Source organism: Duganella violaceipulchra (assembly GCF_019166075.1).
Lineage (GTDB): Bacteria > Pseudomonadota > Gammaproteobacteria > Burkholderiales > Burkholderiaceae_D > Rugamonas > Rugamonas violaceipulchra.
This window is the reverse complement of record NZ_JAHTGR010000043.1, coordinates 1-12810: the sequence shown is the minus strand read 5'-3', so window position 1 is coordinate 12810 and position 12810 is coordinate 1. Positions and strand designations below refer to the sequence as shown.

Sequence of the window (12810 nt, the reverse complement as noted above, 5' to 3'; positions counted from 1 at the left end):
CAGATGACGAAGTCATTGATGCCGTGGGCGGAGTAGCTCTTCAGGATGTGCCACAGGATAGGCTTGCCGCCGACTTCGACCATCGGCTTCGGTTTGACAGTGGTTTCCTCGCTCAGCCTGGTGCCCAAGCCGCCTGCCAATATGACTGCTTTCATGCTGTCTCCGGATAGTGAAAGAATGGTACGCAGACTGCATTATCAGGCACTGCCGTTGCATTTTAAACGAAAAGCACGGTGCAATTGGCCTCTTAGATGGGCTTTTTGGCACCGCAAAGCAACAGGGAACTAGCGCGGAATGGCTTTGATGACGTAGGCGGCGGCCTGGGCGTCTTCCAGCGCCAGGGCCGGATCGGCGCCGACGCTGGCGGCCAGCTGGCGCAGGGCGGCGGTGAGCAGGGGATTTTCCATGCGTTCGTGGATCACCGGCGCGCCCTGGACGATCTGGTAGCCGGCCTTCTGGAACAGCTCGAAGATCGTGCCGCGCGTGAACCAGCGCAGGTGCGCTCGGTCGAGGATGCCGTTGTCCTCGTAGCGGAAGTCGCCCAGGCACAGCTTGGCCTGCACGCTCCAGTGCTGCAGGTTGGGGATCACCGCCACGACGCAGCTGTCGGCCTTCATGACCTTGCGGATGCGGGCCAGCAGGGTTTCCGGATGGACCAGGCGTTCCAGCGCCTTGTCCAGTATCCAGCAATCGACGCCGGCCTGGTCGCGGAAGAAGTCGTCGCCCAGGTGGTCGACGTCGCGCTGCAGCACCAGGTCGCAGGCGCCCTTGTTTTCGCTGGGTGTCTCGGTGTGCAGCTCGACCGCCGTGTACAGGCAGGCGGGCGCCGCTTCCTTGACGTCGCGCGCCAGGAAGCCGTCGCCGGCGCCGATCTCCAGCACCCGCGCCGGCGCCGCCGGCATCAGCGATTTGATCAGCTGGCGCACGCCGGCCGCCTGCTGGCTGGCGCGCTGCCAGTCTTCCAGGTGGTAGCCGCCGGTGCGCTTGACCGTGCCCTGCCAGTCGTGGCGCAGGTAGTTGCGGGCGCCGGGCTGGGTGTTCAGGAAATCTTCCTTCAGCCACGGCAAGTTCTGCACCAGCTGGTCCTGGCCGGCGCGGTGCAGCGCCACCATCGGTTCGGTCATCGGGGCGCCGTGCTTGGTCGGCATCGGCCAGGCCCGCAGCACCTCGATATTGACCAGCATGCAGGCCGGATGCAGGTAGCGCACCGCGCCCTGCTCGTAGTCGACGTCGTAGCCGCCCTCGTTGACGTGGTTGACGTAGCCGACGCCGTACATGCCCGGCTTGAGCTCGGCCGCCATGGCCTCCAGGAAGCCCGGATGCAGCACGAAGATGTCCGAGTCCAGCACCAGCACCGGCCCCTGCAGCTCCAGGTTCTGGAACGCCCAGGCCATGCCGGGACCGTGGTGGATGTTGTAGTCGAAGTGGATGAAGCGCACGTTCTCGTAGCGCGCGCAGACCGCTTCGATGGCGCGGTAGTGCTGCTCGCCCGAACCGTCGATGATGGTGACGGGGTTGCTGTAATGCGCCCGGAACGAACTGAGTAAATCCTCGATCAATTCTGCGGAATTGTAGGAAACGGAAATGACGGGGATGTGCTTGACGTCCATGGGCTGCATTATCTGGTGGTTCTGGGGATTAACCGCGGTCGTAGACGGCTTGTTCGGCCGGCTCCAGCGGGAACGACGGCGTGCCTTTCATGCGCGCGTGCGGCTTCGGCACCGCGCGTTTTTCGAAGAACACCATGCTGTCGTAGTAGTGGACGGCGAAGCAGGAACGGGTGAATTCGTTGGGCTGCAGGGCCGGATCGGGCGAGTGCCACGCGGTCAGCTGGTCCAGCAGCGACTTGGTGTATTCGATGAAGGTGCCCGGCTGGCGGTAGCCGCCGCCGAAGAAGCCCGGCCAGTAGCTGGTGTGGGTGTCTTCGCACAGGTAGACGCCGCCGTCCTTCAGGTGGAACCACAGTTCCTGGAAGGTGGTGATCTGCTGCGTCATGGTGTGGCCGCCGTCGTCGATGATGATGTCGAACTGCGGATGGTTGGCGACGATGCCGCGCAGCGAGTTGCGGTCTTCCTGGTCGCCGACGATGATCTCGATGCGCTCCTCGGCCAGTTCGGCGCAGCGCGGGTTGATGTCGACGCCGGTGATCTTGGCGCCCTCGCCGAAGTAGTGCTTCCACATCTGCAGCGAACCGCCGTGCAGCACGCCGAATTCCAGCATCGTCATGTCCTTGCCGCGGAACTGGTGGAAGTGGCGCTCGTAGATCTCGAAGTAATGCATCCACTTGTGGATCATGCGGTGGTCATGATTTTCAAAGAAATCGATCAGGGTGCTGCCGTCGTTCTGCGTCATGTAACTCTCCTCTGTTGGGATTCGGTTGGCCGGCGGCTCAACCCTTGGTTAGCAGTATAGTGGTGGCCTGCTGCATCAGGGCGCTGATTTTTTCGATCGGATAGCTCGGCTCGACCTGTTCCCACACCGACGACAGGAACCAGATGCAATTGACCAGCTTGTTGGTCAGCATCTCGCGCACCTGCGTGCGGTTGCGCATGAACTTGCCATGCTGGTGGGCGTCGCACAGCAGTTGCAGCCATTCGATATTGGCCTGGATGCGGATCTTCTCGTTGCGCTGGTCCTGGCCGCCGTGCAGGCGGAAGTAGCTCAGCGGTTCCGGCAGGTAGGCGCAGTCGCTGTTGGCCAGCACCGCCAGCCAGGTGGCGACGTCGGACAGCGTGGTGTACTGGCGGCCCAGGAACATGCCGAAATGGTCGGGCAGCTGGCTGCGGCGGAACAGCACGGTGGTCGGTTCGCCCATCAGGTTCTGGCCGTTGCTCAGGATCATGTCGCCGAGCGAGCTGCCGCCCACCGCCGTGGCGATCTCGAACATGCGCTCGGTGCCGTGGATCGGCGCCAGGTAGCGGCCTTCGGCGTCGATCAGCTGGCGGAACGAGGTCACCAGGCCGATGTTGGGCTGGCCCAGCATGCAGGCCATCATGCGCTCGATCTTTTCCGGATGGAACAGATCGTCGTCCATCAGGTAGTTGACGTACTCGGCGCTGGAGTTGCGGTAGCAGTTGAGGAAATTGTCCAGCGGCGCCAGGCCCGGCGAGCGCAGGTAGCGGATGTTGGCGTAGCGCGCCATGTAGGGGGCGAAGCGCTCGCGGGTGAGCTCGTCGGTGCTGTTGTCGCTGATGACGATTTCCAGGTTGCCCCAGGTCTGCGCCAGGATGCTCTGCAGCGCCAGTTCGGCGTAGTCGGGCCGGTTGTGGGTCGGCATCAGGATCGCCACCTTGGGCAGGCGCGTGTCGACCTGCGGCGGACGGGCGCCCGCGAACTGCGGCGCCTGCAGGCCGGCGTTGCCCTTCAGTGCGATCTGGGCGTAGCGTTCCTCCAGGTCGCGCACGAAGCGCTCGCTGTCGAACAGCGGGCAGCTCAGGCGCTGCTCGTGCAGCTGGCTCTTCAGCGCTTCCACCTGCGGGCGGTCGTGCGCCAGCGCCACCGCCAGGTCTTCGTATTCCTGCTGGGTGGTGGTGATCAGCTGCGGCATGTCGACCGCGTGCAGCAGGCTGCCGGCCATGCGCGACGAGAAGGTGCGGCCGGCGCAGGTCAGCACCGGCAGGCCGGCCCACAGCGCGTCGCTGGCGGTGGTGCCGCCGTTGAACGGCGCGGTGTCGAGGAACAGGTCGGCCACCTGGTAGCGCGCCAGGTAGTCGGCCGGCATCACGCGGCCGGCGAACACCAGGCGCTCGGCCGCCACCCCGGCCAGCTCGGCCTGGCGGGTCAGGTTGGTGCGCACCTCGGGGCTGTCGGCCACCATCCACAGCAGGCTGTTGTCGGTGCGCTTGAGGATGTTCATCCAGCTGTCGAACACCTCGGGGTTGAACTTGAAGTTGTTGTTGAAGGCGCAGAACACGAACGCGTCTTCCGGCAGCTGGTTGGCGGCGCGCGTGGGCTTGGCGCCGATCACCCGCTGGCGGTCGTTGATCTGGAAGGTGCGCGGCATGTGCAGCGGCTTCTCGGTGAAGAACGGCTCCAGCTCGGGCGGCAGCACGAACGGGTCGGCGATCACGTAGTCGATGAAGGGCATGCCGGTCGGGCCGGGCAGGCCGAGCCAGGTGATTTGCACCGGCGCCGGGCGGTAGGCCAGGATGTTGGGGCGCGCGCCCAGGGTCAGGCCGTGCAGGTCGACCAGGATGTCGATCTCGTGCGAGCGGATCAGGCGCGCCGCCTCCTCGTCGCTCATGCCGCCGATGCGGATGTGCTGGTCCATGCCGGCGATCACGCGGGCGCGGATCGGCGAGCCGTCCTCGTGGCTCCAGCAGAAGCCGAACACCTCGACCTTGCTGCGGTCGTGCAGGCCGTACAGCTCGGCCGTCAGGATCGACACCGCGTGCGAGCAGAAGTCCGACGACAGGTAGCCGATGCGCAGGCGGTCGTGGCCGTAGCCCTGCGGCCCGGTCAGCGGCTTGACCTCGGCGTTGACCTTTTCCTCGACATAGCGGCGCGAGGCGGCCAGCTGCTGGGCCGGATCGCCCGAGGCGCTGAGCATGGCCAGCGCCGAGGTGCCGGTCATCAGCTCCTCGACCGGGATGCCGCAGACGCTGGTGTTGTACACCGGCCATTTGCACTGCTTCTGGCGCAGATGCACCCAGTGCGAGATGACGTTCTTCTGTTTCGGGTCGAGCAGCAGGCTGCGGGTGAGCGCGTCCTCGGCGGCCGGGAAATCCTTTTGCAGCTCCAGCAGGCGGCCCAGGTTGTTGAGCGCCTGGATCACGTGCGGCTGGTCGGCCGGCAGTTGCGGATTGCTGTACTCGAGCAGCGCGCGCCAGCTGGCCAGCGCCTCGGCCGGACGGCGCTGGCGTTCCAGCAGGGTGCCCAGGTTCAGGTGGCCTTCGTTGAAGCGCGGATTCTGCGCCAGCGCCATGCGGTAGGCCGCCTCGGCCTCGGACAGCTCGCCATTGTCGCTGAGCATGACGGCCAGGTTGAACTGCACCGCGTAGGCCAGCGGCGACGGCGTGTGCGCCAGCCAGGCGCGGTACAGCTGGATGCCCAGCGGGCGCTCGCCGGCATCGACCAGGTTCTGGCCGGTCTGGAACAGTTCGATGATGGGCAGGCTGCCCTTGTTGGCCAGCGCCAGGGCGGCGCGGCCGGCGTCGACGACGGTTTTCTTAGTTTGCATGGGTTTGGATGGTTTGTGGCGCGGCGAACCAGCGGTAGGCTTTCTCGACCGTCTGTTCCAGTGGACAGGTTTCGCTGACGCCTAGGCGGCGCACGGTGAAGCTGATGTCCGGGTACAGGTCGTCGTCCTGCTGCTGGCGGTTCGGCGCGGTGTTGAGCACCACGCGCGGCTTGGGCGAGACCTGCTCGCCGATCAGGCGCACCAGTTCATTGTGGGTGACCGGGGTGGCGCTGCCGAGGTTGTAGACCTCGCCGTCCACGCCCTTGGCCAGCGCGGCCAGCGTCCACCAGGCGGCGTCGGCGCCGTACAGGTAGCTGCGGCGCGCGCTGCCGTCGCCGTGGATGCGGATCTCGCTGCCGGTCAGCACGTCGCGCAGGAAGCTGTTGATGGCCCACGGGCGGTCCAGCTCCTGGTAGGCGCCGGTCAGGGTGAACGGACGCACGGTCGACACCGGCATCCGGTACTGGCTGCGGAAGATCGCCGCCGTCATCTCGGCCGCGCGCTTGGCGTCGGCGTAGACGGTGTGCAGCAGGCCGGCCGGCAGCGGGAAGGCGTCGGCCTCCTTCAGCGGGCCGGGACGCTGCGGCGGGCCGGCCACCAGGCAGGAGCTGACGTTGACGAAGCGGCGCAGGCCGTCGAGCTGCGAGGCCGCCTCCAGCGCGTTGGCGATGCCCGACACGGTGGTCTGGAACACCCGCAGCGGATCGGAGGCGTGCACCCGGTTGTTGGGGATGCCGGCCGCGTGGATCACGTAGTTGGTGTTCTTGGCGAACTCGAACGAGGAGCGCACGTCCTGCGAGCGCAGCCGGATGTCCAGCCGCGTGGCCAGGTGCGGATATTTCTGCTGCCATTCGGCGATGTTGCGCGCGTACAGGTCGAGCGTGATGCCCAGGTTGTACTGGTCGTTCATCGCGGCCACCAGTTCGGCGATCCAGGTGCCGAGGAAGCCGGTGCCGCCGGTGACGGCGATGTGCTGGCGCGCCAGCGCGGCGCGCACGTCGGCCTGGGTGGCGCAGGCGGCCAGCGCGTCCTGGCGCGCTTCGGTGTAGCGTGGGTCGGCCATGGTTTAACCTTTCAGTGCTGCTGCGTTTTTCTCGGCCAGGTCGCGCGCGACCTCGATGATCAGGCTTTCCTGCCCGGCCACCGCGTTGCGCTTGCCGAGGCCGAAGAAGATGTCGCGCGGATCGACCTGGTAGTCCTCGGCGGCGCGCGCCACCGGCTTGGCGAAGCCGGAGAACACGCCGGCCAGGCCGGAGACGATGGACAGCGGCGAGATCGACGGCGCCACCGGATTGAATTCCTTCTCGGCGATGTCGGCCGCGTCGAGGATCTTGTACAGGTCGATGCCGGTCTCGAAGCCGAGCCGCTCGAACACCGCCACCAGCACCTCGAGCTGGGTGTTGCCGGCCCCGGCGCCGAAGCCGCGGATGGTGCCGTCGATGATGCTGGCGCCGGCGTTGACCGCGGTCACCGAGTTGATCACCGCCATGCCCAGGTTGTTATGGCCGTGGAAGCCGACCGGGATGTTCAGGCCGCCCACCAGGGTGTCGATGCGCTCGCGCACGTCGTCCGGGAAGTAGGCGCCGGCCGAGTCCATGATGACGATCGCCTCGGCGCCGTAGGATTCCATCTTCTTGGCCTCCTCCAGCAGCGTGGCCGGGGTCGCCATGTGGCTCATCATCAGCACGCCCCAGGCTTCCTTGCCGGCCGCGCGCACGTAGTGGATGTGGCGGTCGGTGATGTCGGCCTCGGTGCAGTGCGAGGCGACGCGGAACACGTCCACCCCCAGCTCGATGGCGCGCGCCAGGTCCTTCTTGATGGTGCAGAAGCCGGGGATCACGTGGATGCCCAGCCGCGATTTTTTCAAGTGCTGGCGCGACACGGTCAGGATCTCGTCGTCGCTCAGGCGGCATTCGCCGACCAGCATCGAGGAGGCGCCCAGGCCGTTGCCGTGGCCGACTTCGACGATCGGCACCCGCGCCGCCTCGGCCGCCTTGCAGTAGGCGATGAAGGCTTCGCGGCTCAGTTGATGGCGCACGGCGTGGTTGCCGTCGCGCAGGGTCGGGTCGCTGATCAGGATTTTCTTAGCCATGCTTGCGCTCCTCTTTGTGCTTGTCTTGCTTGCTGTGCCGGGCTTCCGCGATCATTTCCGCCATGGCGATGGCGGCGCAGTTGATGATGTCCAGGTTGCCCGCGTATTGCGGCAGGTAGTCGCCGGCGCCGACCACCTTGATGGTGGTGACCACGCGGCCGCCCTCGACGGTCGGCGGCACCACCAGGCCGTAGCCCGGCACGTAGGACTTGAGCTTGGCCACCATGGCCTCGACCGAGGCGCGGATCGCCGGCAGGTCGGGGTTGGCGATCTTGGCATAGATGGTGGTCTGCATGTCGATCGGCGGATTGGCCGGGTTCAGGATCAGGATCGCCTTGGCGCGGCGCGCGCCGGAGAAGCGCTGCAGCGCCTCCTCGGTGGTCTCGATGTATTCGTCGAGGTTGGCGCGGGTGGCCGGGCCGGCGCTGCGCGAGGCGATGCTGGAGGCCACCTCGACGTACTCGATGTCCGGGTGCACCGCGCCGATGGCGGCGGCGATCGGGATCGACGACTGGCCGCCGCAGGTGATCATGTTGATGTTGCGGGTGCCGGTGTCGAGGCAGGCCTGGGCGTTGATGGCCGGGATGCAGAACTCGCCCAGCTTGGCCGGGGTCATGTCGATCACGGTCTTGCCCAGCTTGTCGAGCGCGGCCCAGTGGCCGATGTGGGCCTGGGCCGAGGTGGCGTCGAACACCAGGTCGCAGATCGACGGATCGGCGATGATGGCCTCGATGCCGCGGTCCGAGATCGGCACGCCCAGCTGGCTGGCGCGCTTCATGCCGGCCGAGTTGAAGTTGCGGCCGGCGAACAGGGTGCAGGACAGGTGCTTGGAGCGCATCACCTTGATCATCAGGTCGGTGCCGATATTGCCCGAGCCGATGATGGCGATGCGAAGTTTGAGGGGCTGGGTCATTGCTGGTCTCCTGAGGTGTGCTCCGGCTCGGGGCGCGGCCGGCCCAGGATGGCGGCCGCTTCGGTCAGTACGGTGTCGAGCGAGGAAGAGGCTGGCCGGTAGCCGAGCTCGGCCGCCTTGTGGTTGCGCGAATAATAGTGCGGCTTGGCGCCGGTGGCGTTGACGGCCGGCGCCGGGCCGGCCGCGGCCGCAGCAACGCGGTAGCGCAGGCCGAAGTGGCGCTGCATCGCCTGCAGCAGCTCGGCCTTGGCGATCGGGGCGCGGCTGTAGCAGTCCAGCGCGAGGTTCTGCGGCGGCGCCTGCAGCACGCATTCGACCAGGCGGTGGAAGTCGGACGGATGCAGGAAGTCGCGCACCATGGCGTCCGCCGAGGTCTGCAGCTCGCTGCCGTCCTGGATGGCGCGCACGATGTCGGTGATGAAAAAGCGCGCGCCCAGGTCCTGGGTGCGGCTGAAGATATTGAACACTCGCAGGTCGACGATGGCGTGCTGCGCCAGCGCGCGGTGGCGGCACTCGGCGTGCAGCTTGGCGGCCGAATAGTATTCCTGCGGCGTCAGCGCGTTGATCGCGATCGAGGCGCGGGTGTGCTGGTCGGCCGGCTCGAGGAAGGTGCTGCCGTAGGCCGCGCCGCTCGACAGGAAGATGTAGCGCCGCTGCGGATGCTGGCGCAGGCCGCGCAGCACCAGCTCGTCGTATTCGAGCGTGATGCCGAAGATGTCGCCGCCCATGGCCGCCGCGCGCGACGGATCGCCGACGCCGACGAAGTTGATCACGGCCTCATGCTCGAGCTGGCCGTAGTCGGCGTAGGGCAGGGCCGGATAGCGCCCGGCCAGGCCGGCCTGTTCCAGCCACTGTTCTACCCGGGCCGGATCGCGCGCGTACAGCAACAGCTGGTGGCGTCCCTCGGCCGCCATCGACCGCACCAGGTCGCCGGCGATCTGGCTGGTGGCGCCGAGGATGGCGATGCGCATGGCGGGCGGGCGCGTCATGAGGCCAGCGCGTTCTGCATTTCGCGCGCCAGCACCTCATCGGGCAGGTTGGGCACCATGTCGTGCATCGGCGTCGACACCATGCGCCCGTCCGGCAGGCGCTTGGAAGCCACCGCCGGCAGGATGCGCTGGTCGCGCATGCCGACGATCTCGCAGAACACCGGGCCGTCCATGGCCAGCACGGCGGCGATGGTGCTCTCGAGGTCCTGCTCGCGCTCGCAGCGCACGAACGGCAGCTGGTAGCTGTCGGCCAGCGAGCGCATGGACGGGATGAACACGCCGCTGGTGGCGTCGGCGCCGACCAGCAGGCCGCCGAAGAATTCGCGCTGGGTGTTGCGCATCGAGACATAGCCGTCGTTGTTGATCACGAACAGCTTGACGTTGCGGCCGTACATGCGCATCGTCGCCAGATCGTGCACATTGCTCATCAGCGAGCCGTCGCCGGTCACGCACACCACCGGGCGCGGCGGCTCGACGAAGGCGGCGCCGTTGGCGGCCGGCAGCGCATAGCCCATCGCGCCCAGCGAACCGGACGAGAAGAAGCGCTGGCCGTCCTTCAGGCGCAGCGCCTGGCCCATGACGTAGAACGACGAGCCGGCGTCCGACACCACGCAGGCGTCGGCCGGCAGCGCCTGCGACAGCGCCTCGGCGAAGTGGTAGAAGTTCATGCCGTCGTCGGCGCGCTGGTGCGGCTCCAGGCGCACCGCGTAGCGCTGCTTCCACGACTGGCAGCAGGCGCGCCAGCCGGCGCCGGGGTGCGGCGCGGCCAGCGGCAGCAGCGCGGCGCAGAACTCGGCCACGCCGGCGGCGATCTTCAGGTTGACGCCGATCTGCTCGCGCGCCAGCACCGCCGGGTCGAGGTCGACCTGGACCTTGACCGCGTCCGGCGCGAACAGCTTGTTTTCCCAGCCGGTGGTCTGGCCGTGCAGGCTGGCGCCGACGCTGATGATCAGGTCGGCCGTCTGCACCGCCAGGTTGCCGGGGCGGTCGCCTTTCGGGCCGGAGTGGCCGACGAACAGCGGGTGGTCGTAGAACAGCGCGTCCTTGCCCAGCTGGGTGGTGATGACGGGGATCTGCAGCTGCTCGGCCAGCTGGCGGAAGGCGGCGCCGGCATTGGCGGCGCGCACGCCGGCGCCGGCCAGCAGCAGCGGGCGGCGGGCCTGGGCCAGCATGGCGTGCAGCTGCGCCAGCGCGTCGGCGTCGACCGCCGCCGGCGCGGCGTCCGGGGTGTAGCCGGCCAGCGTGTCGGGATCGACCAGCGCGCCCTGGACGTCGAGCGGGATGTCGAGCAGCACCGGGCCGGGACGGCCGCTGGCGGCCAGGTGCAGCGCCAGCTCCAGGTGGTAGCGCACGCTCTGCGGGTCGGTCAGCATGTGGCAGTACTTGGTCACCGGCTGCATGATGGGCACGATGTCGACCTCGAAGGTGCCGAACTGGCGCAGGCCGGGGATGCCGGACAGCGCGATGGTCTGGGTGCTCTTGCTCTGGCCGGTGATGAACAGGGTGGGGGCGCTGTCCTGCCAGGCGCCGACCACGCCGGTCAGGATGTTGGTGGCGCCGGGGCCGGCGGTGGCGAAGCAGACGCCGACTTCGCCGCGCAGGCGGGCGTAGCCGTCGGCGGCCATGGCCGACGCCTGTTCGTGGTGGGCGCACACATAGCGCATGCCTTCGCAACGGCCAACGGCATCGACCAGGTGCATCATGCCGCCGCCATTGAGCATGAAGACGGTGTCGACGCCGGCTTCGCGCAGGCGGCGGACGATATAGTCGGCGACGCGGATTTTCATGGGACGTTCTCTTTCAGTTATGCGGGTTGGGCCAGGCGGAAGGCGTCCACCGCCCCCGCCATGGCCTGGCGGATCAGGAAGGTGTCGACGCCGTAGACCAGGAAGTTGGCGCCCAGCGCCAGCGCGGCGGCGATCTCGGCCGGGCTGCGCACCATGACGCCGGCGGCCTTGCCGGCGGCGCGGATGGTGCGCACCGAGTCGGCCACGATCTCGGTCAGGCGCGGGTCGGCGGTGTTGCCGCCGCAGCCCAGCGCCACCGACAGGTCGTACACGCCGACGTAGACCACGTCCAGGTCGGGCAGGGCGCAGATCGCGTCGAGTTCATCGAGCGAGGCGGCGTTCTCGACGATCACGCAGGACAGGCCGAAGCTGTTGGCCAGCTTGCCGCCGGTGTTGCTGGACGGGTTGGCGTAGCCGCCGGCGCGGGTGAAGGGGTTGTAGCCGCGCGTGCCGTCTGGTGCGAACTTGCCCATGCGGACGGCGGCGTCGGCCTGCGCCACGCCCGCCACCTGCGGCACCACGATGCCGTGCGCGCCCTGGTCCAGCGCCCATTGCACGGCCGAGGCGTCCATGCCCGGCACGCGCACCACCGGCGCCGCGCCGCCGCCTTCGCAGGCGCGCACGCAGCGTTCCAGCGCGGACACGTCGTAGATGCCGTGCTCCATGTCCAGGATCACGAAATCGAGTCCGGACAAGGCCAGGATTTCAACCACGGTGGCCGAGGAGATGATGGACCAGATGCCCATCACCGGCTGGCCGGCGGCCAGCTTGGCCTTGATCGGGTTGCGCTGTTCCATGGTGTCAGAAGCCTACGCCGAAGAATTCTTCCAGCTTGGTGACGGCGTAGTCCAGCATCTCGCGGGTCAGGCCCGGGAACACGCCGATCCAGAAGGTGTCGTTCATCACGCGGTCGGTGTTGGTCAGCTCGCCGGAGATGCGGTAGTTGCGGCCGATCATGTAGGGCTGGCGCGTCAGGTTGCCGGCGAACAGCAGGCGGGTGCCGATCTTGTGCTGGTCCAGGTAGGTCAGCAGGTCCACGCGCGAGACGTTCGCCTCCGGCTTCAGGGTCATCGGGAAGCCGAACCACGACGGGTCGGAATGCTCGGTCGCCTCCGGCAGGATCAGGAACTCGGCGCACGACTGCAGCCGCTCTTTCAAATACGCGAAGTTGTCCTTGCGGGCCTGGATGAAGCCGGGCGCGCGGTCGATCTGGGCCAGGCCGCAGGCGGCCTGCATGTCGGTGATCTTGAGGTTGTAGCCCAGGTGGCTGTAGGTGTACTTGTGGTCGTAGCCCATCGGCAGCGTGCCCAGGCACTGGCAGAAGCGCTTGCCGCAGGTGTTGTCCTTGCCGGGCGCGCAGTAGCAGTCGCGGCCCCAGTCGCGGAACGACTCGGCGATCATCTTCAGTTCCGGATTGTTGGTGAACACCGCGCCGCCTTCGCCCATGGTGATGTGGTGCGCGGGATAGAACGACATGGTGCCGATGTCGCCGAAGGTGCCGACCATCTTGCCGTGGTAGGTCGAGCCGAGGGCGTCGCAGCAGTCCTCGATCAGCCACAGATTGTGTTTCTTGCAGAGCGCCGTGATGACGTCCAGGTTGTACGGGTTGCCCAGCGTGTGGGCCAGCATGATGGCCTTGGTCTTGGGCGAGATCGCCGCTTCCAGCTTGGTCACATCGATGTTGTAGGTGCCCAGCTCGACGTCGACGAACACCGGGATGGCACCGAACTGGATGATCGGGTTGACGGTGGTGGGGAAGCCGGCGGCCACGCCGATCACCTCGTCGCCCTGCTGGATCGCGCGCGCGCCCAGCTTGGGCGAGGTCAGCGTGTTGAACGCGACCAGGTTGG

The 12810-nt window shown here is 67.5% G+C and carries 11 protein-coding genes; all 11 read right to left on the bottom strand.

Annotation, left to right across the window (positions count from 1 at the left end; genetic code table 11):
- The coding region (locus KVP70_RS32595) for a sugar phosphate nucleotidyltransferase (RefSeq protein ID WP_217946573.1) at positions 1-155 on the bottom strand (155 nt) is incomplete at its 3' end.
- Between the two features lie 129 nt (positions 156-284).
- Positions 285-1610 (bottom strand): methyltransferase domain-containing protein, encoded by a 1326-nt coding sequence (locus tag KVP70_RS32590; protein ID WP_217946569.1) that lies wholly within the window; start codon positions 1608-1610, stop codon positions 285-287.
- A 28-nt stretch (positions 1611-1638) separates the two neighbouring features.
- A complete protein-coding gene (locus tag KVP70_RS32585) occupies positions 1639-2352 on the bottom strand; it encodes a class I SAM-dependent methyltransferase (protein ID WP_217946568.1) in 714 nt (237 codons plus the stop codon).
- 37 nt (positions 2353-2389) lie between these two features.
- The gene (locus tag KVP70_RS32580) at positions 2390-5179 is read right to left on the bottom strand and encodes an O-linked N-acetylglucosamine transferase family protein (protein WP_217946566.1); all 2790 of its coding nucleotides are present in this window, start codon (positions 5177-5179) and stop codon (positions 2390-2392) included.
- A complete protein-coding gene (locus KVP70_RS32575) occupies positions 5169-6242 on the bottom strand; it encodes an NAD-dependent epimerase/dehydratase family protein (RefSeq protein ID WP_217946564.1) in 1074 nt (357 codons plus the stop codon). The genes KVP70_RS32580 and KVP70_RS32575 overlap by 11 nt, the downstream gene beginning before the upstream one ends.
- A 3-nt stretch (positions 6243-6245) precedes the next feature.
- On the bottom strand, positions 6246-7271 hold the full coding sequence (gene dmpG / locus KVP70_RS32570) for a 4-hydroxy-2-oxovalerate aldolase (RefSeq protein WP_217946563.1): 1026 nt from the start codon (positions 7269-7271) through the stop codon (positions 6246-6248).
- On the bottom strand, positions 7264-8184 hold the full coding sequence (locus tag KVP70_RS32565) for an acetaldehyde dehydrogenase (acetylating) (protein WP_217946562.1): 921 nt from the start codon (positions 8182-8184) through the stop codon (positions 7264-7266). Before KVP70_RS32565 ends, dmpG begins: the two co-directional genes overlap by 8 nt.
- The gene (locus tag KVP70_RS32560; protein ID WP_229225249.1) at positions 8181-9173 is read right to left on the bottom strand and encodes an NAD-dependent epimerase/dehydratase family protein; all 993 of its coding nucleotides are present in this window, start codon (positions 9171-9173) and stop codon (positions 8181-8183) included. The genes KVP70_RS32565 and KVP70_RS32560 overlap by 4 nt, the downstream gene beginning before the upstream one ends.
- The gene (locus KVP70_RS32555; protein ID WP_217946561.1) at positions 9170-10960 is read right to left on the bottom strand and encodes a thiamine pyrophosphate-binding protein; all 1791 of its coding nucleotides are present in this window, start codon (positions 10958-10960) and stop codon (positions 9170-9172) included. The genes KVP70_RS32560 and KVP70_RS32555 overlap by 4 nt, the downstream gene beginning before the upstream one ends.
- Positions 10961-10977: 17 nt before the next feature.
- The gene (locus tag KVP70_RS32550) at positions 10978-11757 is read right to left on the bottom strand and encodes an HpcH/HpaI aldolase family protein (protein ID WP_217946560.1); all 780 of its coding nucleotides are present in this window, start codon (positions 11755-11757) and stop codon (positions 10978-10980) included.
- 4 nt (positions 11758-11761) lie between these two features.
- A partial coding sequence (gene rfbH / locus KVP70_RS32545) for a lipopolysaccharide biosynthesis protein RfbH (RefSeq protein ID WP_217946559.1) occupies positions 11762-12810 on the bottom strand: 1049 nt, incomplete at its 5' end.